The following is a 25,141-nucleotide window of genomic DNA, read 5'->3' as shown; positions in this document are numbered from 1 at the left end:
TGAGATCCACAGCCGTGTTCGGTGGTTTAGCTGTTTTGATGAATCGTTTTATTCGCAATTTGTGCCAGAGGGCGCACCATAGCGCCTAACTGCATTGCCTTGTCGCTTGATGCGTTGCCATCATGTGCCCGTTTAACTACTCCTTGCAGAATGGCTGCTAGACGGAAAAAACTAAACGCGAGGTAAAAGGTCCAGTTGTCTATTTTGTCAATGCCGCGTCGCTTGCAATATGCACCTACGTATTCTTCTTCACTAGGAATACCTAACGCGTCTCTGTCTAACCCACCTAAACCAGACGCATGGGCGATGTCACTTGGTAAACGCAGCTGCATGCATTGATAGGCTAAATCGGCATACGGGTGCCCCAAGGTAGATAACTCCCAATCAAGCAACGCAATCACTTTAGGTTCATCAAGGTTAGACATATCAAACATCATATTATCCAACCTAAAATCACCGTGAACCAAGGCTATTTGCCCATCATCTTCAGGCAAATTTTCTTCTAAATAGGTAATAAGCTGCTCAATGTCTTCTACATGCTCTAGCTCAGAAGCACGGTATTGCTGAGTCCACCGGCTTAACTGGCGAGAAAAGTAACTTCCTGGCTTGCCGTAACTCGTTAACCCAGCGGCGTCAATATCAACACCGTGCATCACTGCCAGCACGCGGTTCATTTCATCGTACATAGCGCCCCGAGTTTTTGGGCTCTCTACTTCCGGTAAAGCGCTGTCCCAATAAATGGTGCCTTCAACGTAGGCCATGATGTAAAACATACTGCCAATGATGTCGGCATCTTCACACAAGTGATAAACCTTAGGCACAGGTACTTCTGTGTTACTTAGTGCATTGATAACGCGATACTCGCGGTCAACCGCATGGGCAGACTTGAGCAGTTTCCCCGGCGGTTGGCGACGCAGCACGTAAACGCCAGAATCAGCATTTAGTTTAAACGTAGGATTAGATTGCCCACCTGAGAATTTCTCTGCCGACAACACCGTGCCTATTTCTGGGCACGCCTTATTTAGGTAGTGATTTAACGTTTCTATATCTAGCGTGTGCGTAGCCACAGATACTCCTTAAGCGTTCTTTTCGGCAATCAGATTGCGACCCAATTGCATCATGTGCACTTGGTCAGGGCCATCGGCTAAACGAATGGTCCTAGCATACGCGTACATGGCAGACAATGCGTAATCTTGACTTGTACCTGCAGCGCCATGCATTTGGATAGCTTCGTCAATAACCCTACACGCCATTTTGGGTGCAACAATTTTAATGGCGGCAATAATATCTCGAGAGACTTTATTGCCGTATCTATCCATTTTGTCGGCAGCCTTAAGTGTTAGTAAGCGCGCTTGCTCAATATCACAATGCATTTGTGCAATACTTTCGCGCACCGACTGCTGTTTGCTAAGTGGCTTACCAAATGCTTCACGCTGATCTACTCGCTCACAGGCTAAATCTAAGGCGCGCTGTGCGCAGCCAATTAAGCGCATGCAGTGATGAATACGGCCTGGGCCTAAGCGACCTTGTGCAATTTCAAACCCGCGACCTTCACCGAGTAGCAAATTGCTTACCGGAACCCGTACGTTATCGAACAATACTTCCGCATGCCCTACAGGCTCATCAAAATAGCCCATCGCAGCCATGGGGCGCACAATGGTGACCCCCTTCGTATCCATTGGCACTAAAATTTGCGACTGTTGCTGGTGACGAGCAGCTTCAAAGTCGGTTTTACCCATTACCACCATGATTTTGCAATTTTCGTTCATGGCACCACTGGTGTACCATTTGCGCCCATTGATTACGTATTCATCGCCATCTCGGGTAATTGACGTTTCAATGTTAGTCGCATCACTTGACGCAACTGCTGGCTCGGTCATGGCAAAGGCAGAACGAATTTCGCCATTAAGCAGTGGCTCTAGCCATTGTTTTTTCTGTTCTTCATTTCCGTACTTCGCCAACACTTCCATGTTGCCCGTATCAGGCGCGCTACAATTGAAAATCTCTGAGCTAAACAACACACGCCCCATCTCTTCACACAAAGGGGCGTATTCAGCATTTGATAACCCAGCGCCGTAAGGCTTATATTCCTCTGGAAGGAAGAGATTCCAAAGGCCGGCGTCTTTTGCGCGTTGTTTGAGAGTTTGCATCATAACGGGAGTTTGCCAACGGTTTTCACCATTTTCTACCGCGTGAACATACTCCTTCTCAATTGGATACACTTCTTCTTGCATGAAGGCTCTTAATTTCGTTAAAAGCGTTTGTGTTCTTTCATTGTATTCAAAGTTCATAACTGTCCTTATCCGCTGATGGCGCTGTTTAGCTGTATGTCACAGCGTGCAATCTATCCACAACATCTAAATGTGGTACGCTGTTGAAATTGTTCAAATGCACACCACGAGTATTCGCGAAGCACTGAGAAAAACTCGCATTTCTAATCTGCAAGTTCATGTTAATAACCGTGGGGGCGTCGTAACCGAGTATGTGCTTTAACATCATGGCAATGGCCCCCCCTGAACTTACCACCAACACTCGCTTTGCCTGTGTGCTTTGGAGCGCGCTTAGCATAGTGGCCACCCTATCTTCGAAGCCTGCCCAACTCTCATCCAATAAGTTATGGTCGAGATCATTGGCTGCCCATGCCAACATGGCTTTTTTAAGCAACCGATAATATTCTGCCCGAGACGCACCTTCTGGCACTTTTTGATCTGGGTATCGGGTTAAAAACGCTGTTGCCACTGCTTGAAAGTTAAATTCGTTCAATTCACTGTTGATGTTCGCTTGGGGTAGAGAACCTATCCCTTTTGCAATACCTTCGGCGGTTTCTCTGTGGCGCACCATGTCACCCATAAACACACTATCGAAAGTAATATCGCGCTGCTTGAAGTAGTGCCCAAGCCACTGGGACTGCTGTGCACCTAGATCACTAAGCTTGTCGTAGTTTGCTGCGCCAAAAGATGCTTGTCCGTGGCGTACTAGGTAGATGTCAGTCATACTACTCTCTGATGTTATCAATATGTTAACCATGGTAAGAAAAGTAGCACCATAAGTTTAATTGATATTTTGAATGGGAATACATCATGTTAGGCTATGGGGAACAAAGGCGACTAAACACGCCCAATAGCGTTGAGGCAGTTGGTTTTCAGAATATTTCTACTATCGTTGTAGCGACTTAAAATTACTGCAACACTAAGTTGTTACGTTGTTTTTTGCACATTGATGCAAAGTGAAAGATTACTGCTAAGGTTCTAGCTGTAGTCAAACGACGCTATTCGTTTGAAATGGGTTAGATGTTAGGTAAAATAAAAATGAAAAAATTGCTGCCCAAGCACACATTCGTCGCACTAGGTATAGCTGCGAGTTGCACATCTTCACTTGCTTACTGCCAAGATAGCGCCTTAGAGCATATCACCGTTCAGGCACAAAAAACGGCACAAAATTTACAAGCAGTACCTGTTGCCGTGACCGCCCTTTCCGGCGACGATTTAATTGAAACCGTGGTGAAAGACGTCTTTGATTTGCAAAACTATGTGCCTGCATTTGGTGCGTTTCAAAATCAAAGCGTGACTAATTCAGGGTTTTCCATCCGCGGTATTGGCACATCATCACAAAATTTCGGCTTCGAATCTTCTGTGGGCTTATATGTGGACGGGGTTTATCGTTCACGGCAAAATGCCCTTATCAACGACTTAGTTGATATTGCTGCTATCGAAGTACTACGTGGCCCACAAGGTACCCTATTTGGTAAAAATACTGCAGCAGGCGCAATGACCCTTACCTCTGTGGCGCCAAGTCATACCGATACCGATGGTTTTGTAGAAGTATTGGCGGGTAATGATTCATTATTAAGATTAAGTGCAGGCGCGTCGTTCTCGTTGATTGACGATATATTAGCCATGCGTATTTCAGGGTTTAAAACCGATGGTGATGGCTATATTACCGATGCCACTTCTGGGCAGAGTTTAAATAACAAAAACCGCTCAGCCATAAAGGCTCAGTGGCTTTATACGCCTACAGAAAATGTCAGCGTTCGCATCATTGCCGATTACGGTGAATTAAATGAGCGTTGTTGCGGTGCACTTACTTGGCAAAACAATTTTCAGGCAAATGACATCCCTGGCAAATTTGGCACAGATGCGTTGTTATCTCAGCCCCCGTTTAACGCCACCATTTACAGTACTGACGATTTCTACGATTTCACCACATCGTTATCTCAACCCCCTATTTCAAAAATGGAAGATAAAGGTGTTTCGGCGCAAATTGATGTAGTGCTTAGTGAGCAATGGTCTTTGGTAGGTATTACGGCTTATCGCGCCTTTGATAGCATCGATATTGTAGATACCGATTTTTCAGATGCGGATTTATTAACCGCCACTAACGATGCAAAACAACAGTCTTTCTCTCAAGAGTTTAGATTGCATTATAAAAGCGATAAAATTCGTGGCCTTTTGGGTGCCTATTACTTTAGCCAAAATTTAGATTTAACCTTTAACACCACGACACAGTTTGCATTCGATAGCTTTTTTAGCATTGCAGGTGCTGAATTACTTCCCTTGGCAAGTGCGATTGATGGACTTAGTGCGGCCACTGGCGGGTTAATAGCCCCTTCTGGGGTGGCAGCACCAAGCAATACCGTATTTATGCACACGGCAAATCAAGAACAAGACAGTGTTGCATTTTTTGCCCAAGCTGACTGGTTGCTGTCTGACACAATCACCTTGACGACTGGCATGCGTTTTACCGATGAAAAGAAGTCGATAGCTGGCCGGTACACCGAACAAGGCCCAGGTATTGATGGCTTGAGCGGCGCTCCCGAAAGCAGGCCCAATATAGGTGCTGCGGTAACAGCGTTAAATGATATTGGCGTAGCGCTCAATACTGGTACTGCAATTAGTCCAACCTCGCTAAATGCCCTAGCGCCTTTTCAACAGGCGGGATGGGGGTATTTTTTCTTGGGTTCATCAGCGGTACTGCCACGACCTGATTTAAACGAAGCAATAGATGATAGCCAGTTAACGGGCACGATAAAGCTTGCTTATCAGGCCAATAAAAACCAACTAATTTATGCCAGCTTAGCCTCTGGTTATAAAGCAGGCGGCACTAATACTGATCGTATTTTACCTTCTTTAGATGCCACTTTTGAGGCCGAAAAAGCGCGTAGTGCAGAAATAGGCTTGAAACAGGATTGGCCAGATTATGGTGTGCGGGTAAATGTTGCGGCGCATTATTCAACCATTGAAGATTTTCAAGCCACCACTTTCACAGGTACCGGTTTTAACCTGCAAAACGCAGGCGACATTCATGTGAAGGGACTGGAGCTTGAAACCACTTGGTTAATGAGTGCAAACACGGAACTTCAGCTTATTGCATCACGCACGTTAGCCAATTTTGATACCTTCAAACAAGGTACATGTTGGGTGGCCTATTCATGGCATACGGGTATTGACGATCCGGGCCGTGCGTCACCTGCCGACCCGTATTGTGCACGAGACGGTGACAGAGTGGGTTTTGAGCCTCAAAATAGCCTTTCAATTATGCTAAACCATCATTTTTTAGTAGCGAGTTACGACGCCACAATAAGCGCAGATTATCAGTATACAGGGGAAGTATATTTGGATGATTCCAACGACCCCTATAAACAGTCTGGTTCATACGAGATTATTAATGCACGACTTTCACTTCAGCTTGAGGAATGGGACACCGAAATTATTGTATGGGCTCGAAACCTTTTGGATGAAGAATATATCGCTAGAAGTGGTTTTGATGTGCCAGTGCAAGAAGGAAAACTGATGGCCTACCCAGGCGCACCTCGCTCCTATGGTATATCGGTAAGAAAGCGTTTTTAACTATTGCGTTTGTTAAAACAAAAGCGATGTAACCTTAAATAAAAAGCCCCACTTATTCATCTACTTTGGGGCTATTTATCTACTTCGTGGCAGTTATGGACGAAGTTATGGAGGCAGTTATGGAGGCTTTATGGGGCTTGCACGGGGCTTTTACTGAAGCCATGTATAAGACTTTTAAGGAGTGTGTATATAAACTGCGTGTTGCACATAACTACTTTAATGTCGGAAATTTGTTTGCCAGTACTGCATGGCACTGAGCAATAATCGACAACGCGATGCTTTCTGGCAAGTCGCCACCGATATTAAACCCAGCTGGGCTGGCGAAGAAGCCTTTAAAATCACTTTCTTTAACCCCAGCTAACGCGAACATTTCTTCTTTACGGTGAATAGGCCCTAACATGGCCACGTACTTCAGCGGGTACCGAGATAACATTGCTAAGGCATTACTGTCTATTTGTCGGTGATGAGACATCAACACCGCTGCATCGATATTGTGTTCTGCGACATGCAAATTCAGTGCTTCGACTTCTGTCGACTCGACAATAAAGTTAGCATCACCGAAGTGCTCTACCCTTGCCTGTGCTGGCCTAGGATCCCATACGCTCACCGACCACCCTTGCTGCACTGCCATCTTCACCACAAAAGTGGCATCGTATCCACCGCCAACGATAAGTAGGTGTGGAGGCGGTTCACAAGGTACTGTTAGAAAGCACTTACCGTTTTGGGTATCAAGTAAAGCGGCCGTTTTTTTAGCTTCAGGCTTCACACGAGTGGTGTTGTCAGCCTGTTCGCTGTTACTCGCTTGCTGGTTGTCGCAAACGCTAACAGAGGAGGAAAGTTCGCCATTAACTTCTTGCTTCCATAAACAAGGTTGCCCGCTCACCAAATATGAATACACAGTATGTAACTGTAAATAGTGATTATCACTAGTTACAGGTAACAGCGCTAAATGTACAACCCCGCCGCAGCCTACACCTAGTTTAAAGGCAATGTCTTCTTCATCGTTATCATCGTAAACTGCTGTACGATGCTTACCATCTTGCATTACCCGCTGGGCTTGTTTGTTAATGTCTGATTCAAGGCAGCCACCACTTAACACACCTAGTTGATGCCCAGCATTGCTGAACAACATGACAGCCCCCGCTTTCCTGTAACAAGAGCCTTCCGTCTTATATATAAGCCCCAGCACCCACTGGTGGGCATCCTTTAGCGGATGCCACTGGGCTAAAAGGTGTATTAGCTGATTACTCATTGCTCAGTAGATGCCTGAACAATAAATTGCGCTAACGTCTCTGGGTCTTGTGCACCCGCAACACCGCTATTACCAATCACAAAAGTAGGTACGCTTTGAATACCACGTTGCAACCATAAGTTCTCGTGCTCTCGAACGACATCTGCATAGGTTTGATTGGCCAGAAGTTCACTTACCTCTTGCTCGTTTAGCCCCACAGACACCGCTTCGCTTACTAACACCTCTATATCATTCACGTTTTTTCTTTCACTGAAATAGGCGGCAAATAAGCGTAATTTTAGCGCTTCTTGCTTACCGTTTTCCCCTGCATAGTGCAGTACTTGGTGTGCATTGAAGGTATTCGCCATACGCATGCCGTCGAAGTAATCAAACTTAAAACCAACCGATGCACCTGCATCAATAAGTTGTTTTCGGTTTTGATCACTTTGTGCTGGAGTAAGCCCGTATTTTTCCATTATATGTTCACGAACGTCCTGTCCTTCTTGCGGCATGTCCGGGTTAAGTTCAAACGGGTGAAATTGAATAGTTACTTCAATATCGTCTAATTGCGCGATGGCTTTTTGTAGACGTTCGTAACCAATAATGCACCAAGGGCAAACTACGTCTGACACCATATCTATCGTTACTCTTTTCATTGCACCTCCAGCGCGAAGCCGTTAAATATTGTTGGTTTTAAACACCTACTAAATGAATAATGTATTGTAGGGGTGAACCTTTCAGCTTCAACCAACATTGCTATTTTTACCGACCAATTCATCAAGTTCTTCGTTCACTAACTTCACAACAGCGTTAGACCACAATTGATAGCCTGCAACTTGCGGATGAAAGCCATCTTCAGCCATGTATTTGAGCGTGTTGTCTGATTGATCATTACCTATTGGGTTTAAGGTTAGTGTGAGTACGTTAACCCCATGATATTTGTTCACCAGCTTAAGCAAGGCGGTATTGAGGTACTTCGCTCTTTGCCCTAACACCCAACGTAACGGTTGGGGTAGCGCGGGAAATTCGTGCATAGGAGGCAGTGCGGTAAATACAACTGACCTGCACTGGTATCGCGCTTTTAGTATTTCAATTATTTGCGTGACATTACTACGCCACCGGCGCAAGGACGTAAAACCCGTTACATCATTTACCCCTATTGAAATAACCGCCACGTCGAACGAGCTGCATTGAAGAGGCGTGTCGAAACTATGGGTAGAAGTGATTGTTGAGAGGGACGTTGAATTAGCATCATACGTAGGATCAAGGTTGGGTTTAGCCCGCTGCAACATGGATAACAAACCCGTACTGTTAACCCCTGTCTTGGCCTTTAATTCCCAATTAACGCAAAAGTTTTCCGACAAACTGTTAATTAACCAGCCAGACAGTGCTTGTTCTTGAGTAGATACTCCCACGCCAGCGGCAGCGGAATCTCCCGCAATAAGCAACGCCAAGGGAGCCTTTATTTGCTGACAGCTTACCGGAACGCCGCTATGCGCATCGCCTTTAAGATGCACCTTGTTGGAGGCATTGCTAGCGCACTGGCAGCAACCCACTCTTTTACCGGTAGGTTCCGGTAATTTGAGCGTTTTTTTCCTTACCAGCAGGCCTTGTACTAGCAAAATTGGAAAACTGACTATAATGAGTATGTTTAAGAGCAAAACCTTGAACGAGATCAATAAACACCTTACTAGTTTGCATTATTATCAATGATGAAATGGGTTTACCACGAAAGAAAGGTCACCTGTATAAGTGTCTTTCGCTACTTTACTAGCAAACTAAGCAGAAAATACCTATGAATTCGCCAATTGATCGCGCCACAAGTACAATTACAAAATATGCACAACAGGCGCCACGTTACACTTCTTACCCTACTGCGCTTAAATTCGAGTCGGTGAACGACGGGTTATTAGAGAGCGCGTCTGAAAACTGCGGCGCCGATACCATAAGCTTATATATTCACATCCCTTTCTGCGAACAGCTTTGCTATTACTGTGGCTGCAATAAAATAGTAACTCGCCACAACGAAAAAGCCGACCATTACCTTAGCTACATTGAAAAAGAGATGGTAGCGAAAAAATCGCTTTATAAAGATAAGAAAGTGGTAGCCCTTCATTTAGGTGGAGGCTCCCCAAGTTTTCTTTCAACGATACAACATACCTATTTAATGTATCTGATTAAGAAACACTTTCTTATTTCCAGCGAAGCTGAATTTTCAATTGAGTTAGATCCTAGAAATGTGACTTGTGAATACTTAAAAGATTTAAATGAATTAGGTTACACCCGTGTTAGCTTTGGTGTACAAGATATTAATGTAGATGTTCAGCAGTCTATCAATCGGGTTCAAAGTACCGCACACATTGCCAAATTAGTGTTTGATGCAAAAAACATAGGCTATACCTCGGTCAATTTGGACTTAATTTACGGTTTGCCCAAACAAACTATGGAGAAGTTTCGCACCACGGTAGTGGCGGTAAAAGCCATGTCACCCGACCGAGTGTCACTTTTTAGCTATGCCCACTTACCAGACAGATTCGCAGCCCAACGCAAAATACCGCTAGATACCCTAGCCACCCCTGATGAAAAAGCGGCAATGCACCAAATGGCAGTAGAAAGTTTTTCTAAAACAGGCTTTGAAATGATTGGTTTAGATCACTTCGCGAAGCCCAGCGACACACTAGCCATGGCTAAGCATAACCACGTATTGCACCGAAACTTTCAAGGCTACACCACGCATAAAAACAGTGACTTACTTGGTTTGGGCGTATCTGCCATTAGTACAATAGGCAATGCATATGGCCAGAACCCCAAACAACTTAAAGACTATTACAACCGGTTGGACAACGACATACCGCTAACCGCCAACGGCATTGCGTTAACCCTAGACGATCGCATTCGTCGAGACGTGATTATGTCTTTAATGTGTAATTTGTATTTAGATAAGAAAGATATTGAAGACAAGTACAATATTAAATTCAATGGCTATTTCTGTATTGAATTAACGAGCCTTAAATCGTTAGTAGACGACGGTATTATTGAACTTCGCGATCGATATATTAGTGTGCCAGATAAGTCTCGCATTTATATAAGAGCAATATGTGCAAGATTCGACGCTTACCTAAACAAAGGTCACCATATTTCACGCTATTCTGCGGCAATTTAGGCAGTGGGAGTTTAGGGCCGGGAATTTAGCACCTAGTAATAGTAAACGCAGCGCTTTAAAACGCTTTGCAAACCTACTGAAGTTTGAACCTAGCTACCACGGATAAACCAGGTTCAAGTTTCAACCGTTCAATCGACAAGGTGCTTACTCTGGCATACAACGCTTGATTACCATGGGATAGCACCACGATTGCGGTTTGTAGTTGATGTTCTTTAGATTGCGGTGTTTCAGAGAAGTAAATTTCCGCCACTTCGCACGGTAACGCGTTTAAAATACTGCTAGAGGGCACATTCACTTGTGTATTGGTATCAATACTCACCTCGCTGGCAAAAACGGCTATTTTTCCTCGCTGCGGATACTGGTAAGTGCCTACCCTTTGCTCATCTTTGTTTTCCGTATTCAGTTTATTATCACATTGCACGGTAGCTTTGGCGTAAAGTACGTTGCCGCTTACATTCAAACGTGTAAATGGATAAGGAAAATCTTTCGACTTTTGAATTACCTCGCCTTCTAAAATTGCACAGGGATTTTCTACACTTCCCTGGCTGGCGATTTTCGCCATAACGTAAGCTACTGAACCCGTCGCCTCTACCGCGCCATCAACTACAGATATCAGCCCATCACAGAATAGAGCCAAGTCTTGAACATCGTGAGACACCATGATCAATTTTATATTTAAGCGCCCACAGGTTTTGACTAGAAATCGCAGAATTTTGCTACGTAAAGCTGCATCTAATGCGCTTAACGACTCATCAAGCATCAGCACATCTGGGCCATTAACCAGTGCACGCGCTAATGCCACCCGCTGCGCTTCACCACCTGAAAGGCTGCCTATTGATTTATGCAGCAAATGTTCGCACTCACAACCAGCAATAGCATGTTCAACTGTTAACGCCTTTGAGCCAGCATGACGTTCGGCCAGTGCTAAATTACCTTTTACATTTACATGAGGAAATAGCATAGGCTGCTGAAATACCAAACCTACCCGCACGCGGATGGGCGCGCTATTTACGTTTATTTCCTTGGTTGCTGAATGCGCGTTAACTGTTGCGCTAGCAATAGGTTTAGCATCTTCAGCAAACCAATTAACACTTACTGATGCTTCTTGTTCGAACCCAGCTAGCGCACGAAGCAAGCTGCTTTTACCCGCACCTGATGGCCCGGTAATACCCACTACCTGCATGGAAGATGGTAATGCGGCTTTCGCACTAATGCGGTTTTCTAACGAGATATTGAACTCCAACCTTGCCCTCCTTTTCCATTAAAGCGATACAGCAGCGTAAGCAGTAAAAATGAAAACAATAGTAGCCCCAACGAAAGTGCATGTGCTTGGCCATATTCTAAGGCTTCAACATGTTCATACAATGCAATTGAGAGCACTTGGGTTTCGCCTGGAATATTCCCCCCAATCATTAGCACCACACCAAATTCACCAATGGTATGGGCGAAACTAAGGCCAAATGCCACTATAAATGGGGCTTTGCACAAAGGAAGTATGATGCTGAAAAACGTCTCTATTTTTCCAAAGCCTAATGAATGCGCCACTTCAACATACCGTTTATCGAGTTGAGTAAAGCCGCTATACAAGGGCTGCAGCGCAAAGGGTAATGAGTAAATAAAAGAGCCTATCACTAAGCCTTCAAAACTAAACGCTAGCTGATGGCCGGTGAGCCATTGCCACCCTTCCCCAACTGGGCTTTGGGGCGAAAAAGCCACCAACAAGTAAAAGCCGAGCACGGTGGGGGGAAGCACTAAAGGTAATGCAAGTACCGACATGAATACGGGTTTTAATTTATGTTGCCAGTTTGCCAACTTCCACGCCAGAGGAGTAACCAATACCATTAACAGCACGCTGGTTAAAAAGGCCAGTTTTAGGGTTAACCCTACCGCAGTAAAGGCGCTATGTTCTAGCATTTATGGTATACCCCTAGTGACTCTGTTATCTACTCGCTTGTTCTCATTAATACTGGAAGTTACGCTAACCGATAATGAATCATCAGCGGGTTGATAACCCCAATTGGGCAAATTTCCCTGTACGTCTAATGACAATAAGTAACGAGCAAATGCAGATGCTGCGGCTTTTCTGTCGGCTGCGGCGGTAACTGCAAGGCTTTGTAATATTGGTTGATGCAGGGTGTCGGGAATGAGTATTGCCCCATCGCCTTCAACATAAGCATTGCGCCCAGAAATATTTTGCTCATTAGCCTCATTTATTCGCTTATCAGTCCAATTAATTCGCTTGTCAGCTAGGGCGAGGGAGTATGCCACCAAGGCATAATCGGCGTTACCTGTAGTAAAAAACTGATAGGTTTGAAGTACGTTTTTACCCATCACAATATGGGGGGAAACAGCATTCCACTGATTGGTATTAACAAGATACTGCTTTGCTGCGTTGCCATAAGGAGCAAGTTTAGGGTTAGCGATAGCCAGCTTTTTCCCAGCCAATGCCCCAGCAGTAAAGTGTGGTGTTGAAGCTGTAGTATGAGAAGACAGAAAGGCCAACCTACCTTTAGCGTAAACATGCACATCTTCAGCGTTAACACGCCCTGCCTTTATTAACGCATTGGGCCTAGCAGTATCGGCAGAGAGGAATACATCAAATTGAGCACCATGGGTAAGCTGCGCAAATAGGGTTCCACTGGAAGAAACGGTAACACTGACTTCTTGCCCGGTTTTCTTGAAATAATCATTGGCGATACTGCGTAAAGGCTTGGCAAAATTTGCGGCTACAGCAATTTGTAATGGCGAAGATAATATGGGTACTGCCGTGTCATAAGTAGCGGCGTCTTCCTTAGAAGCGACTATTTCATGGTGTTCATCATGCTGATGGTTGTTTTTGGAAATAGCATTATTATCAGCAATGGCATTTTTATAAGCGTCGGTCTGTTCATATGAAGAGAGATTAGTGTCTGATACTGCCGCATTACAGACAATACACAGAGTAAAAAAAACAACAGATAGAAACGTACCCGCGCGGCCTTTAGGTTTACCAACTTGCATGCTTAAAAACGCGGGGGAAATTCTTAAATACGCGAGTATCATTTTTAAACACGCCGGTATCTTTGCGCCAACCGCCATTGCTATTTTTCTCTCAACCAGGCCAAAGCGGCCTTGTCGTCTGAGGCTTTTACCTCAACCCAACGAGAATTATCTCGGGTGAACTCTTTTTTCCACAAGGGGACAGATTGCTTAAGCATATCCATTAAAAAGTTAGCGCCTTCAAATGCCGCAGCGCGATGGGGTGCGGCAGTGCCAACCCAGACTATTTGCTCGTCGTTATATAATCGGCCAACACGGTGAACCGCGCCTGCCGAGGTTAGCGAAAATCGAGTGATGGCTTCTTGCACTAAGTTGGTTAGGGCTTGCTCTGTCATGCCAGGGTAATGTTCAAGTTCAATGCCTAAAATATTGCCATCGGCATTATTGTCACGCACCAAGCCGGTAAAAGTAACAATAGCGCCTACATTGCCTTTGGCTTTTTGGCTAGCTTCTTGGCGTAAGCGATTGTATAACCACTGTTGATCGAAATCGGCGTCGCCAATTAATGCGAACATGATTACCCCCCTGTTACTGGTGGGAAAAAGGCTAGTTCGTCACCTGGTTGCACATGAGTTTGTATATCGCACAGTTGCTGGTTTCGCGCCATTAATACACTGCCATTTTCGCTACCAGCAGAGGCACCAAGCGCTTGCGACCATTTGTCACTACGGCTTTTTAGCAAGGTAATAACGTCACCCATAGTAACGGCGCTTTCAGGCAGCGTTAACGTAAAGCAACCTTCTTGGGTAATTTCACGTAATTGTGCAAAGGTTTTCACGGTTACATTCATTTTATTTCCTATGAAGGTAAATTACTCACCTAATGTTTTTTTGTCGTTGGTGTGGCTGCTAGTCGATTCATTATCACTTTTCCAATGCCCTGTTTTTCCGCCTTTTTTATCAAGTACCTGAATGCCTTCTAAGCGCATACCAGGATCGATAGCCTTACACATATCAAACAAGGTAAGCAGGGCCACGTTCACACCAGTAAGGGCTTCCATCTCTACCCCTGTTTTGCCATTTAGTTTACAAAAACAGGTGGTTTTTATGCGGTTATTTTCGGGCTCGATGGCAAAGTTTACATCTACTTTCGAGAGCGCAAGAGGATGGCACAACGGAATGAGATCGGCGCATCGCTTTGCCCCCTGAATACCTGCAATACGCGCTACAGCAAATACGTCGCCCTTGGCAATAGTGGCATTACTTATTTGGGCGATTACCTCTGGACTGGTATATAAATACCCTTGGGCAGTGGCTTCTCTGACGGTTACTGCTTTATCGCTAACATCTACCATGTTAGCTTCGCCGCCTGCATTTAAATGACTAAATGTGGTCATTACGACACCAAGTGTTTAACGAAGTTACAGGGTTTAAAATCGACATCTAACTGGCTAGCAATAATTTTTTCCCAACCGGTTTTACAAGCGCCTGTAGAGCCGGGTAAGCAAAAGATGACAGTATTGTTGGCAAAACCAGCAATAGCACGAGACTGGATGGTAGAAGTACCAATTTCTTCGTAGCTTACCTGGCGAAACAATTCACCAAAGCCATCGACCTGTTTATCGAACAACACACTGATAGCTTCTGGCGTAGAGTCTCTGTGGGTAAAGCCCGTGCCACCAGTAATTAATATACCGTGAATATCGGGGTTTGCTATCCACGCCGACACTATAGCGCGCTGCTGATAGATATCGTCTTTTACTAAGGCTCTGTCGCCTAAGTTATGCCCCGCAGTATTTAATGCGTTAGTTAAATAATCCCCTGACTTATCATTTTCAAGTGTGCGGGTGTCAGAAATGGTAAGTACCGCCAAATTAAGCGGCTGACTAACTACAGACATAAGAAATCCTAAATTGATATGCGACATTTATTCAGGCTTTGATAAAGTACGCCTAAATTAATACATCATGTTACGTTCAGCTTACCACATTGATGTATGCGGCAACATATACTGCGCCAGCGGCGCTCCGGTTTTTTAGTCAGACGCTGAGCTGTTATAAAGAGTCGATTTTATAACATGCTGCGCCCAACCTGAAAATTGTTGTGGATTGGGAGCATGACTCATTGCCTTGTACCAATATGAATTAAAAATAGTGGTAAAGCTAAAAAGCACAACGTAAATAATACAATTTATCTATGAGGGTAAAAGCATTGTATTCAATAGCTTGGATGTCAATTACTTGGGCAACCAGTTTCCTTTTTGCTACTGTGCCTTACTTGCTCACTTATTTTTACACTAAGGTTAATGCGTAAATGAAAACCCCGCTATCTACTAAGCAGGTAATGCGATACAACCGGCAAATTGTACTGCCTCAAGTTGATATTGATGGTCAGGAATTGTTGGCGTCGTCTCGCATTCTAATAATTGGTGTAGGCGGTTTAGGTAATGCGGCGGCCACGAACTTATGTGGCAGTGGTGTGGGCAAAATTACGCTGATAGACAACGATATTGTTGAGCATACCAACCTCCCCCGCCAAACCTTGTTCGATGAAAGCCAAGTTGGACAGTCAAAAGTGATGGCAGCGAAAGTCAGACTATCGCAAATGAATAGCGATTGTGAAATTGTCAGTATTGAAGCGAGTTTGCTTCAGGATAATATACCACTTCCTGCTGGAAACAGCGCTAGGGAAGAACGCACTGAGTCAGACAGCGCAGAGGGAGGGGCTACTATGAGAGGTGCTACTGCGTTAGAGAAAGCTGAAATCAATACCCACAAACTGTTTAGCGAGCACGACATTGTGCTTGATTGCACCGATAATACTCAAAGCCGCGACCTTATAAACCGCTTGTGTTATAAACACAGCGTTCCTTTAGTTTCTGGGGCAGCCATTCGCTTTGAAGGTCAATTATTCGTAGCTAAACCCGGCGAAAGCCAATGCTATGCGTGTTTACGCAGGTTATTTAGCGCGCCTGAATTAAGCTGTACCGAAGCAGGAATTTTTTCGCCCATCGTGAACATTGTAGGGACCTACCAAGCACTACTTGCCATGCAGGTATTAATGGGAGTAGGTTCAGTGCCGGTAAATACCTTGTTGACCTTCGATGGTTTGCAGCATGAATGGCAACAATGGACGCTACCCGCCACCCTACAGTGTGATGTTTGTGGTAATCAGAATAAAGATGTTGATGAAGGTTAGCGCATATGAGTAACAAAAGTATTAGCATGGGCATTTTATAAGTACCTGCATAAGTACTTATATTGGCACTAATATAAGTACTAATATAAGCACTAATATAAGCGCTAGCATTAGCGCTAACGAGAGCATCAATAACTAACAACGACATGAATAACAACGAATTAAAAAGAGAGAGTTATGACAACTGAGGTTGTTAAGCAGCATATTGTCGTGGCGCAAAACGCCTCTGGCAGAAACATGAATGTGCCCATTTACAGAATGCGAGGCGCAAGACCCGGCCCCACCGTATACATTCAAAGTTCGATACATGGCGCCGAAGTGCAAGGTAACGTAGTGATATACCACCTTATCCAACGCTTAAAAAACATGGATATTTGTGGTGAAGTGATCTTGGTACCCAATTGCAACCCCGTGGGCACTAATATAAAAGCCGGCGAATACACCATGGGCCGCTTCGACCCTGTCAACGGAACCAATTGGAACCGAGGCTATCATTTTGACAAAGACAGTGTTGAGCAATTTGCTAACACCGTGACCCCAGAAGAGTCGGTACAAGGCATAAAGCAGCGTTTCAGAGCATTTTTATCAAACGCGATAGATACCAAGCTTGCCACACCTTGGGGTTTGGGCTTAGCACAGCAGCTAAACTTAAAACTACAGCAATTAGCGGTGAATGCTGATTTTGTACTGGATTTGCATAATGGCCCTGTTTCAACACGCCATATTTATGTGCCTGAGTATGCTAAGCCCAGCGCTAGCCTGTTTAACATACCCCACTGTATTTTTATTCCTAATGTTTTTGCTGGCGCATTAGATGAAGCTACTTTTTGCCCATGGTGGACGCTACAAGAAAGTATTGAGGCAAACCTGCAGCGAAATATTGAGTTTAACGTTGAAGCTTTTACGCTTGAAATGGGTAGCCAAGAGGTGATTAATTTCACCGAGGGTGATGTGGATGCACTTAGTATACTCAGTTACCTAAATGCAAAAGGCGCACTACACAATTGTGATGTTAAGCCTTATGTTATGACTCGGTTAGGGGTAATGCTAAAAGACTATAAAACCCTTTTTACTGACTGGGGCGGCATGGTGGAATACCTAGCAAAACCGGGGGAAAGCATTAAGGCTGGTGAGCCCCTTGCGAAAATTCTAAATATTGACGAGCTTGATAACGATAATGGCAGCCGCTTATTAAACGCTCCTTGCGATTTAATCCCTATTTTGCACTTTCCGTCTGCATCGGTATTAAGTGGCACACAGCTTTATAAAGTATTTACTAATTACGAAACGCTCACCTAACAAAGGTGAGCAGCATGGCGCTAGTGGTCAAATGCGCCTTTTTGTAAAAAGTAAATAGTTTGCTTTGCCACTTCTTCGCTATATCGCATTTGAGAATGGCCAACGTCGATGGTGATAAAATCAGTCATGCCCTCCAATTTAGTAGACTCTACTGATACCAGACCATCGTTTGGCCCGTTGAACCTGTCGTTCGTTAAGCCTAACGGCTTGGTGCCCGCAATAATGCCAATAGTGAAATCTACCGCATCAAGGTTATTGCCCAAGCTTCTAGTGCCAGTGACTAACGCACGGCTAATTCCCCCACCTAGGTTCATTAACCAGCTGTCATTATAATGATCGGCTAATTCACTGCCTTTGTTTGGTGTACCTACCAGTACTACCTTTCCCACGTTCACGACTTCTAAGGCTTCTTCATGATTTTGCAAGTATGCTCTAATGACTAAACCACCAAGAGAGTGCCCTACAAAATGTACTTTGGGGGCATTTTGTAGGCACACATCTATTTGGCTGGCTGTTTCATCTAATACCGAAGCCACACTCACCCCGATGGTAGTGTAGTCTAATAGACATACTTTATAGTTCGCGTTCTCCAACCGCTTAGCAAAACGCCACATTGCCCAATCACTTCTACCCAACCCGTGGGCTAGCACAACAATCTCATCATCTACTTGGTAATTAAGCGGCTTCGCTTCAGAGGTAGCACAACCCGTAGTTAGAAAAAGCACTAGCAATAAAACCGTTAAAACAACTGTTCGGAGCATCATTTAACCTACATTTTTACGCACCTAACCGATAACATATAACTCTTTTTGAGTTTAGTTCGGCGAATTTCTCCCTTATGAGAGTTCCACCACGAATAGGCAAGTGTTCTAGCAAAAGCTTCTTTTTGAGTGGCATTACTGCTTGTCCAAAACTCAGTATACATGCCTTGGGTTATATACCAATTACCAAGCTTTACACCCGCTGGCGTAGCAGAAAATTTATACTTATTGACTTGGGACTGGTCAAAACGCTTGAACAAAGTATTTGGCTGCGCAGCTTTAAGTGTAATAGCCACGTCTTTCTCGCCTCGCCATCCTTCTTTATCAAGATCAGAATCGGCAATACCAATAGCTGCCTCTAGCGATTTCCAGTCTTCATCTGATGCCACTCGCCATCCCGCAGGACAAATATTTCGCGAGTTGGAAACATCATTCCAATCATAAAGCCTGCCATAGCTTGATAAATTTTTGTCGTTATCATCCGGGACGAAACCCGTATTAACCGGGGTACCGTCCTGAAATTTAGTCGACCTTAAATTCTCAGCTAGCCAGACTCTATCGCCAATTTTCACAGTGCGATAAACATTACCCTCAATATCTTGTATTAAGCTTTGAGAAGCCTGTTGAGTATTGCTTAACTGACTACTATTGTTAGCCGATGAATTCATTGTTATTAACATACTGATACCCACACCAAAAATTAATTTTTTCATCTTTGAGCCCAAGCATAAAGCGCCTTTCTTATTAAATTAAAGCGGCCAATCAATAGCAGTTTCTTTCTCAGAAAGCGCCCACAACCGAGTTAACGCGTCTTTCTGCACAACAAATGATTCAAGCTTACCCTCACCTACCGGGCCACCAAAATTCATTAGCCCCGTTGGGCCATAATAAGCACGTTCTTTTAAGTTTTCTTCGGTGGCACACATTACCTCTGGGTACGCGCCCTTTTCAGCCGTTTGCGCAAGGCCGATCTTAACCATTAATGCCCACGAAATTCGGGTCATTAAACTTGCGCTTTCCCTGATAAGAGAAGTATTAGAAGCCCCAGGGTGACAAACGTATACCTTCACATTTTTTCCAGCGGCTTTGATTTTGTCTTGGAGTTCATAGGCAAACATCATTTGAGCTAGCTTACTTTGGCTGTACACTTTATTTGGATGGTAGTTCTTATCCCAATTCATGTCATCGAATTGAATGGCTCTTAATCCCATTTTGTGGCCTTCACTAGACACCACTACAATTCTGCCTTTTGATGCTTCAATTCTTTCAAAGAGCAAACCACATAATAAAAAATGACCGTAATGGTTTACCCCTAACTGACTTTCAAACCCTTCGACAGTTAGCTGTTGTGTGGAGATTTGAGCAATCGCACCATTACACATAAGCGCATCGATTTTAGGCACCTTTTCTAATATTTCTTGCGACGCGCGCCTTACTGACGCCAATTCCGCTAAATCTAATTGTATAAAGCTGACTTTAGCTTCATCACCAAACTCGGTTTGTAGCTTGGCGATGGCAGCTTCTGATTTGCTAGGGTTCCGATTTAGCATTACCACGCTCCCCCCTTTCGACAACAAGATTCGCGTAGCCTGAAACCCCGCCCCACTATTTGCGCCAGTGATTAGAAACGTTTTTCCCGAAAGAGACCCCAAACGCTCGGGAGTCCAACCTTTAGGGCCAAATGGGTTATTCGTCGCCATAAAATTACCTGCCAATGTTGATTATTCAGTCACCGCCTTGCTTGTGGTAACCCGTGTTAGTCTTTGTTACGTGCTTTAAATTCAAACCGCACAATAAAGTGCATTATAGTGCTTGAAAGGTAGATTTATCAGGCGCAATAATCGCTAAAAAATGCCTATTTGTATCAATCTGATTATTTTTAGGTTTACTTACAGCAAGAGGATTACTATTGCGGAATTTGAGATTTATTAGACAAAAATAACTTTGCAAAAATACTGTTTATTTATACAGGCTCATATTCAGTTGCATAAGTCCGATTTATTACGGAATTTTTCCGCCTTTCTTGTGGTGTGCTTTAGGGGTTATAAATAATGACTTGCCAATCAGGAGCTTAAAAAATAGACTAGGACAATAAATCAATGAAATATGGAAATTTTCCACCTTGCATAAAGGATTTTTTCCGTACACTAAATTGTTATACGGCACGAGCATTCAGGTTCCCAGGGTCACCTGACTCGTAGTAAACTGCGTAAACAGGCCCAAGGGTCAGTAGTAACGTTTGAGCTTTTATGTCACGCTTTTAGCGTAAGCGAAGCCGTATAAGACGCGGCTTGATAAAGGCTTCGCTTACGCTAAAAGTGTAGCATTCAAACTGCGAGAGACTGCTCGCGCGGCGGCTGAGTAACAGGGAAAATTTGCTAGGTACACGGAATTAACTCAGTAAAAGGCCTTACATCGATTCTCGTGCTCGTATAACAAAACGTTCAAACGGACACGAATACCAGCGGCGGGTTTCTCTTGCTCGGCAAGCGTGCCGTTTAACTTAAATGTTATGTAGCAAAGGAACATGCATAGATACAAAGTAAAGTTTAACCTCAAAAACTTTCACGGCGATCGAGAGTTTGAGTTTCTTGGTACATGGATTGGGTTTGCAGGTATGCTATTCGTTATAGGCTGCGTATCTTTTTACGAATACCCTAAACCAGCTGTAGCTAACTCTGTTCCGATTGTCGCCGCAGCCTTTGCTGTCTATTGGCTAGCTACCCAAATACGTTTTTTAATTGTAATCTTTTGCATCCTTTCTTTGCTTGCTTCAGTTCTATTTTTAGTTTTTTCCATAACATCAAATATCGACTGTTCTCAAATAGTAAATACACGTCAGCAGCTACATTGTATTCAAGATAATCTCTATCCAAGAGTTGCATTTACCTATTTAACTAGTTTATTTTTGGTCAGTTTGTATTATTCCGTAGGTTATTTTAAGCGTGCCTCATAACAAAAAAATTAAGTCACTCACTTCGTTCGCTGGGACGCATACACGCAGGGCGGCTTCGCCATTATGCCCTACGCGCCTGCGCCCCTTATTTAAAAGTTATATTGCAGGAGTAACATGGAAAGTCAGCTCGTAGTTTCATCAATATGGGAAGATGAATCTTTATTTGAAATCTCTATATTCGGTAGTAATGGGCAGTTCTCTGGCCAAGCAGATTGCTATACAAATAGAGAGGAGATTGAGCATCTGGGAAGACTTCTTGAGAAGTTTCCTCGAACCACAAAAGATGAGTTCGAGTTCAAAAGCCGTTCCACCCCTGATCTTTCTTATTTTTCCATTCATGCTTTCTGTACAGACAGTTCTGGCCATACAATGTTTGCTGTTACTATTGCTCACATCGAATCTTTCACTAATGTCAGAAACGAAAGCTATAAAGTTAACTTTGATATGAAAGTCGAGCCTCAAGCAATTTGTAACTTTGGTATACAGCTTCAGCGCATAGCGGTTAACCCTCTTGGTAAAACAAAGGCTGTATTGAAAAATGCAATATAACAAAAAAATTAAGTACGCCCGCTGCGCGGGCTGGGACGCAAACACGCTGGGCGGCTGCGCCATTATGCCCTACGTGCCTGCGCCCCTTATTTAAAAGTTATGTGTCAAAGGTAAATTAATATAAGAAGGATTTTTAACTATGAAACTAGGTACTAAAATTGGTTTGTCATTCAGCCTTATTGGCTGTGCTGTCGGCGCATACTTCGGTCTATCACCTGTTTACTCGCAATTACAATCTGGTGTGTTATCAGGTCTAGAAGCGGGGCTAGCGTTCAGTATCGCTGGCATTTTTATTGGTAGTGTATTGGCTACTGCAAGCATTCTTTCTTCGAATAAGCATGCCACATAACAAAAAAATTAAGCCACTCACTTCGTTCGCTGGGACGCATACATGCGGGGCGGCTGCGCCATTATGCCCCACATGCCTGCGCCCCTTATTTAAAAGTTATACGGCACGAGCATTCAGGTTCCCAGGGTCACCTGACTCGTAGTAAACTGCGTAAACAGGCCCAAGGGTCAGTAGTAACGTTTGAGCTTTTATGTCACGCTTTTAGCGTAAGCGAAGCCGTATAAGACGCGGCTTGATAAAGGCTTCGCTTACGCTAAAAGTGTAGCATTCAAACTGCGAGAGACTGCTCGCGCGGCGGCTGAGTAACAGGGAAAATTTGCTAGGTACACGGAATTAACTCAGTAAAAGGCCTTACATCGATTCTCTTGCTCGGCAAGCGTGCCGTTTAACTTAAATGTTATGTTCTTTAATGAAGGGATCTTAGCTAATTGATTAAATATAGAAACTTTCGAAAAAGCTTAAAGATTGGAAACCTATCAGGACTAGAAAGTGTTTTTGTGGAAATTCTACTCGGCATAATTTTCTTCATTATCGCTCTACACTCGTTTAAATCTGAGATGCTTATTGTTGCTATACCGTTGGGTCTGCTCAGTGTAGGCTGTACATCAGCTTCTGTTATTTCTTTATATTTCTATATCAAGCTTAGACCACGAAGCCAGAAAGGTAGCGAGTGATTAATCGGCACGAACATAACAAGCAAATTAAGCTCGCTCCCTGCGGTCACTGGGACAATTACTCGTTGGCGGCTGCGCCATTTTCGCCAACGAGTAATTGCCCCTTATTAGGGTGTTATGTGCTTCGGAGGACTTTTTGAAAAATTTACTGCTATTAGCTCTGTCCACCTTACTTTTTACAACTAAAAGTATTGCTTGCTCTTGCGCTCCAACAACTATTGATGAGTCTTTTTTTGACTCCAAAGCAGTTTTGCTAATTGAGGTTGAATCCCTCACGGCGGTCAGGGAGAACGACAAAGAATATGGTCGCATTAAATATCTAGAAGCAACCTTTAGGACAATTGAATCATTCAAGGAAGCAGAAGAAGATATAAAAGTATTAAGAACCTACAGCAATTGCGGTTTAGAACTCTATCCATCTCAAAAGTACTTGGTATTCATACCAAATAAAAGTAGTGTTGAAAACTATGTTTCTCATTGTGATGGTTCGTTTCACTATTTACCACAGCTTGAATACTCTCAATCAAGACTAGATCAGGTTCGCGAGCACGCGCATAACAAACCACTGTAGTCACTCGCTGGCGCTCGTTGGGACACAAACACGCAGGCTCCCTTCGCTTCGCTCCGTATTCTAGCCTGCGTATTTGTGCCCCTAAGTGGGGCGTTAGGTGCAAAAGGATATTTTATGGAACTCAAAGAATTCGTAAAGGAAGCTTTAATTCAAATTTCAGAGGGAGTTAGGGATGCTCAAGAACCAATTAGAGAAAAAGGTGGTTACTTAAACCCCGCAATCAGAATAGGAAAATCTACCGAGATATCACATATTTCGTCATTGTCAGACGGGCAAAATATATACACAGTGGATTTTAATATAGCTATTTCTGTCACCGAAAATTCCGGAACAAAAGCAGACGGAAAGCTAACAGTTGCTTCCATTCTAAATCTAGGAGGTAGTACTACCTCATCCGAATCGAACAGCACTTTAAGCAAAATAGCATTTAAAGTACCGCTAGCACTTCCCGTGGATCCTGTTACATCAAGTAACCTAAAGGCGCAAGATGAAAAAGACAAACAAGCTCACCAGCAGATGATGAAAGAAATGCAGCGTGGTTATTAAGTAGTTGCACCTAACAAAACACTAAAGGCGCTCGCGCTGCTCGCTGGGACACTAACACATGGGCTGCGTCACTTCGCTCCTAATTTTAGCCCATGTGTTAGTGCCCCTTAGTGAGGTGTTATAAGCCACAGGGAGTTATAGTTTGGCAGTATTTTTTGCAACTGTTTTTGTTCTGACATTCCTATGGATCGAACTTCATTATTACGTTTTACGCTGCTATGGACAAAAGTGTGCCATACCCCTGTCTTTTATTGGTGGCTCTGTGGGCTGTATTTATTCATATTTTTCTTCTTCCGACTACACTATTGAAACAAGACAGATGGCCTTAATCATCTTCAGTCTAATAATGTTTTTTGTACCGGTAATTGTTTTACATATTGCTTCGTGGCTAACAATAAATGTCAAACCTAAGACCAAGCATATAATTGCAACTTGTCTAGCAATGGTTAACACTATGGCTTGGCCATTTTTTGCCCTTGTAACAGGTTGTTATGTGCAGCTAGATTGTATGTAACATGGCTTATAACAACCCAATCAACACGCTCACTGCGTTCGCTGGGACGCAAACACGCGGGGCGGCTGCGCCATTTTGCCCCACATGTCTGCGCCCGTTATTGGAAAGTTAGAAGGCGTCAGCCTAAACTACTATTGGTTTAGCAAAAAAAACCGTACAACTACCCTCACCTGTTTTTTTTCAAACATCGTCCGAGCATTGGTAGCTTTAATGTCGCCGCTCTTACTTCAAAGGTCGCGCAATAGGCGCTTTATCGCCAAGTTCTTATTCGAGGCCAGCAAGCGCCATTGCACTTGGTAATTCATAGGGCGGCTTGCTTCAGTCAAATCACCTACATCACTGCACTGGCATTTTGCTTGTTTGCTTTAACAATCAATCGTATGCTGGCTTTATTAGTTTTTAAAACGTCCAAAGGTAAAGGCTCAGCTTCTAACAAACGACTATGGTGTCAACTCAAACATTAAGCCGCTTTTTCTTCCCACATTACACCATCTCTAACCATTGAG

Annotated in this window: 25 protein-coding genes; 9 read left to right on the top strand and 16 right to left on the bottom strand. The window is 43.8% G+C overall.

Annotation, left to right across the window (positions count from 1 at the left end; genetic code table 11):
* Positions 1-26: 26 nt before the first annotated feature.
* Genes JKP82_RS06555 through JKP82_RS06545 form a run of 3 tightly spaced genes read right to left on the bottom strand, consistent with a single transcriptional unit; the run spans position 27 to position 2,994 of the window.
* Positions 27-1,067 (bottom strand): phosphotransferase family protein, encoded by a 1,041-nt coding sequence (locus JKP82_RS06555; RefSeq protein WP_159529827.1) that lies wholly within the window; start codon positions 1,065-1,067, stop codon positions 27-29.
* A gap of 9 nt (positions 1,068-1,076) precedes the next feature.
* Positions 1,077-2,291 carry an acyl-CoA dehydrogenase family protein gene (locus JKP82_RS06550; protein WP_159529825.1) on the bottom strand — a complete coding sequence of 405 codons (1,215 nt, stop codon included), beginning with the start codon at positions 2,289-2,291 and terminating at the stop codon, positions 1,077-1,079.
* Positions 2,292-2,319: 28 nt separating this feature from the next.
* Positions 2,320-2,994 carry a histidine phosphatase family protein gene (locus JKP82_RS06545; protein ID WP_159529823.1) on the bottom strand — a complete coding sequence of 225 codons (675 nt, stop codon included), beginning with the start codon at positions 2,992-2,994 and terminating at the stop codon, positions 2,320-2,322.
* A 314-nt stretch (positions 2,995-3,308) separates the two neighbouring features.
* Here JKP82_RS06545 and JKP82_RS06540 point away from each other — a divergent pair, with 314 nt between their 5' ends.
* Positions 3,309-5,846 (top strand): TonB-dependent receptor, encoded by a 2,538-nt coding sequence (locus JKP82_RS06540; RefSeq protein WP_159529821.1) that lies wholly within the window; start codon positions 3,309-3,311, stop codon positions 5,844-5,846.
* A 211-nt stretch (positions 5,847-6,057) separates the two neighbouring features.
* Here the strand turns inward: JKP82_RS06540 and JKP82_RS06535 are convergent, their stop codons facing one another.
* The 3 genes from JKP82_RS06535 to JKP82_RS06525 all read right to left on the bottom strand — a co-directional run bounded on the left by JKP82_RS06535 (position 6,058) and on the right by JKP82_RS06525 (position 8,633).
* Positions 6,058-7,098: an XdhC family protein gene (locus tag JKP82_RS06535; RefSeq protein WP_159529819.1), complete on the bottom strand. Its 1,041-nt coding sequence runs from the start codon at positions 7,096-7,098 to the stop codon at positions 6,058-6,060.
* Complete coding sequence (locus tag JKP82_RS06530; protein ID WP_218396320.1) at positions 7,095-7,733, bottom strand: DsbA family oxidoreductase; 639 nt, start codon at positions 7,731-7,733, stop codon at positions 7,095-7,097. Before JKP82_RS06530 ends, JKP82_RS06535 begins: the two co-directional genes overlap by 4 nt.
* A gap of 87 nt (positions 7,734-7,820) precedes the next feature.
* A complete protein-coding gene (locus JKP82_RS06525; protein ID WP_309475320.1) occupies positions 7,821-8,633 on the bottom strand; it encodes an SGNH/GDSL hydrolase family protein in 813 nt (270 codons plus the stop codon).
* 239 nt (positions 8,634-8,872) lie between these two features.
* Here JKP82_RS06525 and hemN point away from each other — a divergent pair, with 239 nt between their 5' ends.
* The gene (gene hemN / locus JKP82_RS06520) at positions 8,873-10,240 is read left to right on the top strand and encodes an oxygen-independent coproporphyrinogen III oxidase (protein WP_159529815.1); all 1,368 of its coding nucleotides are present in this window, start codon (positions 8,873-8,875) and stop codon (positions 10,238-10,240) included.
* Between the two features lie 73 nt (positions 10,241-10,313).
* Here the strand turns inward: hemN and JKP82_RS06515 are convergent, their stop codons facing one another.
* The 7 genes from JKP82_RS06515 to moaB are packed head-to-tail and all read right to left on the bottom strand — an operon-like array spanning position 10,314 to position 15,118.
* A complete protein-coding gene (locus tag JKP82_RS06515; RefSeq protein WP_159529813.1) occupies positions 10,314-11,483 on the bottom strand; it encodes an ATP-binding cassette domain-containing protein in 1,170 nt (389 codons plus the stop codon).
* Positions 11,462-12,154 carry a molybdate ABC transporter permease subunit gene (modB, locus tag JKP82_RS06510; RefSeq protein WP_159529811.1) on the bottom strand — a complete coding sequence of 231 codons (693 nt, stop codon included), beginning with the start codon at positions 12,152-12,154 and terminating at the stop codon, positions 11,462-11,464. The genes JKP82_RS06515 and modB overlap by 22 nt, the downstream gene beginning before the upstream one ends.
* Positions 12,155-13,318, bottom strand: a complete 1,164-nt coding sequence (gene modA / locus JKP82_RS06505) for a molybdate ABC transporter substrate-binding protein (protein WP_218396318.1) — start codon at positions 13,316-13,318, stop codon at positions 12,155-12,157.
* Between the two features lie 2 nt (positions 13,319-13,320).
* The gene (locus JKP82_RS06500) at positions 13,321-13,794 is read right to left on the bottom strand and encodes a molybdenum cofactor biosynthesis protein MoaE (RefSeq protein ID WP_126872749.1); all 474 of its coding nucleotides are present in this window, start codon (positions 13,792-13,794) and stop codon (positions 13,321-13,323) included.
* A gap of 2 nt (positions 13,795-13,796) precedes the next feature.
* Positions 13,797-14,069 (bottom strand): MoaD/ThiS family protein, encoded by a 273-nt coding sequence (locus tag JKP82_RS06495; RefSeq protein ID WP_218396316.1) that lies wholly within the window; start codon positions 14,067-14,069, stop codon positions 13,797-13,799.
* Positions 14,070-14,090: 21 nt separating this feature from the next.
* Positions 14,091-14,615, bottom strand: a complete 525-nt coding sequence (gene moaC, locus JKP82_RS06490) for a cyclic pyranopterin monophosphate synthase MoaC (RefSeq protein WP_218396314.1) — start codon at positions 14,613-14,615, stop codon at positions 14,091-14,093.
* On the bottom strand, positions 14,615-15,118 hold the full coding sequence (gene moaB / locus JKP82_RS06485) for a molybdenum cofactor biosynthesis protein B (RefSeq protein ID WP_129738855.1): 504 nt from the start codon (positions 15,116-15,118) through the stop codon (positions 14,615-14,617). Before moaB ends, moaC begins: the two co-directional genes overlap by 1 nt.
* Positions 15,119-15,531: 413 nt before the next feature.
* On the opposite strand from moaB, the gene JKP82_RS06480 reads away from it, so the two are divergent.
* Positions 15,532-16,416, top strand: coding sequence for a HesA/MoeB/ThiF family protein (locus tag JKP82_RS06480; protein ID WP_218396312.1), 885 nt, complete (start codon positions 15,532-15,534; stop codon positions 16,414-16,416).
* A 177-nt stretch (positions 16,417-16,593) separates the two neighbouring features.
* The gene (locus tag JKP82_RS06475; RefSeq protein ID WP_218396310.1) at positions 16,594-17,715 is read left to right on the top strand and encodes a M14 family metallopeptidase; all 1,122 of its coding nucleotides are present in this window, start codon (positions 16,594-16,596) and stop codon (positions 17,713-17,715) included.
* Between the two features lie 20 nt (positions 17,716-17,735).
* On the opposite strand, the gene JKP82_RS06470 is transcribed toward JKP82_RS06475, so the two are convergent.
* The 3 genes from JKP82_RS06470 to JKP82_RS06460 are packed head-to-tail and all read right to left on the bottom strand — an operon-like array spanning position 17,736 to position 20,176.
* Positions 17,736-18,476 (bottom strand): lipase family alpha/beta hydrolase, encoded by a 741-nt coding sequence (locus JKP82_RS06470; protein ID WP_258544349.1) that lies wholly within the window; start codon positions 18,474-18,476, stop codon positions 17,736-17,738.
* 8 nt (positions 18,477-18,484) lie between these two features.
* On the bottom strand, positions 18,485-19,189 hold the full coding sequence (locus JKP82_RS06465) for a fibrobacter succinogenes major paralogous domain-containing protein (protein WP_218396306.1): 705 nt from the start codon (positions 19,187-19,189) through the stop codon (positions 18,485-18,487).
* Positions 19,190-19,225: 36 nt separating this feature from the next.
* Positions 19,226-20,176, bottom strand: a complete 951-nt coding sequence (locus tag JKP82_RS06460; RefSeq protein WP_218396305.1) for an SDR family oxidoreductase — start codon at positions 20,174-20,176, stop codon at positions 19,226-19,228.
* Positions 20,177-21,003: 827 nt separating this feature from the next.
* Between JKP82_RS06460 and JKP82_RS06455 the strand changes: the two genes are divergently transcribed.
* The 5 genes from JKP82_RS06455 (at position 21,004) to JKP82_RS06435 (ending at position 24,121) form a co-directional block, all read left to right on the top strand.
* Complete coding sequence (locus tag JKP82_RS06455; protein ID WP_218396303.1) at positions 21,004-21,432, top strand: hypothetical protein; 429 nt, start codon at positions 21,004-21,006, stop codon at positions 21,430-21,432.
* 114 nt (positions 21,433-21,546) lie between these two features.
* Positions 21,547-21,981, top strand: a complete 435-nt coding sequence (locus JKP82_RS06450; protein ID WP_159531474.1) for a hypothetical protein — start codon at positions 21,547-21,549, stop codon at positions 21,979-21,981.
* A gap of 139 nt (positions 21,982-22,120) precedes the next feature.
* Positions 22,121-22,330, top strand: coding sequence for a hypothetical protein (locus JKP82_RS06445; RefSeq protein WP_071968194.1), 210 nt, complete (start codon positions 22,121-22,123; stop codon positions 22,328-22,330).
* A gap of 810 nt (positions 22,331-23,140) precedes the next feature.
* Positions 23,141-23,575, top strand: a complete 435-nt coding sequence (locus tag JKP82_RS06440; protein WP_218396301.1) for a hypothetical protein — start codon at positions 23,141-23,143, stop codon at positions 23,573-23,575.
* A gap of 114 nt (positions 23,576-23,689) precedes the next feature.
* Positions 23,690-24,121, top strand: coding sequence for a hypothetical protein (locus JKP82_RS06435; RefSeq protein WP_218396299.1), 432 nt, complete (start codon positions 23,690-23,692; stop codon positions 24,119-24,121).
* Positions 24,122-25,141 lie beyond the last annotated feature (1,020 nt).

Source organism: Alteromonas lipotrueae (genome assembly GCF_019249215.1).
GTDB lineage: Bacteria > Pseudomonadota > Gammaproteobacteria > Enterobacterales > Alteromonadaceae > Alteromonas > Alteromonas lipotrueae.
This window is presented reverse-complemented; position numbering and strand designations above follow the sequence as displayed.

What these genes read in the sequence shown, in the direction of transcription:
- JKP82_RS06445 (WP_071968194.1), top strand. Translation starts at nt 22,121, where the DNA reads ATGAAACTAGGTACTAAAATTGGTTTGTCATTCAGCCTTATTGGCTGT.
- JKP82_RS06455 (WP_218396303.1), top strand. Translation starts at nt 21,004, where the DNA reads ATGCATAGATACAAAGTAAAGTTTAACCTCAAAAACTTTCACGGCGAT.
- JKP82_RS06475 (WP_218396310.1), top strand. Translation starts at nt 16,594, where the DNA reads ATGACAACTGAGGTTGTTAAGCAGCATATTGTCGTGGCGCAAAACGCC.
- moaC (WP_218396314.1), bottom strand. Translation starts at nt 14,615, where the DNA reads ATGACCACATTTAGTCATTTAAATGCAGGCGGCGAAGCTAACATGGTA.
- hemN (WP_159529815.1), top strand. Translation starts at nt 8,873, where the DNA reads ATGAATTCGCCAATTGATCGCGCCACAAGTACAATTACAAAATATGCA.
- moaB (WP_129738855.1), bottom strand. Translation starts at nt 15,118, where the DNA reads ATGTCTGTAGTTAGTCAGCCGCTTAATTTGGCGGTACTTACCATTTCT.
- JKP82_RS06550 (WP_159529825.1), bottom strand. Translation starts at nt 2,291, where the DNA reads ATGAACTTTGAATACAATGAAAGAACACAAACGCTTTTAACGAAATTA.
- JKP82_RS06470 (WP_258544349.1), bottom strand. Translation starts at nt 18,476, where the DNA reads ATGCTCCGAACAGTTGTTTTAACGGTTTTATTGCTAGTGCTTTTTCTA.
- JKP82_RS06535 (WP_159529819.1), bottom strand. Translation starts at nt 7,098, where the DNA reads ATGAGTAATCAGCTAATACACCTTTTAGCCCAGTGGCATCCGCTAAAG.
- JKP82_RS06530 (WP_218396320.1), bottom strand. Translation starts at nt 7,733, where the DNA reads ATGAAAAGAGTAACGATAGATATGGTGTCAGACGTAGTTTGCCCTTGG.
- modA (WP_218396318.1), bottom strand. Translation starts at nt 13,318, where the DNA reads ATGGCGGTTGGCGCAAAGATACCGGCGTGTTTAAAAATGATACTCGCG.
- JKP82_RS06450 (WP_159531474.1), top strand. Translation starts at nt 21,547, where the DNA reads ATGGAAAGTCAGCTCGTAGTTTCATCAATATGGGAAGATGAATCTTTA.
- JKP82_RS06480 (WP_218396312.1), top strand. Translation starts at nt 15,532, where the DNA reads ATGAAAACCCCGCTATCTACTAAGCAGGTAATGCGATACAACCGGCAA.
- JKP82_RS06465 (WP_218396306.1), bottom strand. Translation starts at nt 19,189, where the DNA reads ATGAAAAAATTAATTTTTGGTGTGGGTATCAGTATGTTAATAACAATG.
- JKP82_RS06495 (WP_218396316.1), bottom strand. Translation starts at nt 14,069, where the DNA reads ATGAATGTAACCGTGAAAACCTTTGCACAATTACGTGAAATTACCCAA.
- JKP82_RS06460 (WP_218396305.1), bottom strand. Translation starts at nt 20,176, where the DNA reads ATGGCGACGAATAACCCATTTGGCCCTAAAGGTTGGACTCCCGAGCGT.
- JKP82_RS06540 (WP_159529821.1), top strand. Translation starts at nt 3,309, where the DNA reads ATGAAAAAATTGCTGCCCAAGCACACATTCGTCGCACTAGGTATAGCT.
- modB (WP_159529811.1), bottom strand. Translation starts at nt 12,154, where the DNA reads ATGCTAGAACATAGCGCCTTTACTGCGGTAGGGTTAACCCTAAAACTG.
- JKP82_RS06435 (WP_218396299.1), top strand. Translation starts at nt 23,690, where the DNA reads ATGGAACTCAAAGAATTCGTAAAGGAAGCTTTAATTCAAATTTCAGAG.
- JKP82_RS06545 (WP_159529823.1), bottom strand. Translation starts at nt 2,994, where the DNA reads ATGACTGACATCTACCTAGTACGCCACGGACAAGCATCTTTTGGCGCA.
- JKP82_RS06500 (WP_126872749.1), bottom strand. Translation starts at nt 13,794, where the DNA reads ATGTTCGCATTAATTGGCGACGCCGATTTCGATCAACAGTGGTTATAC.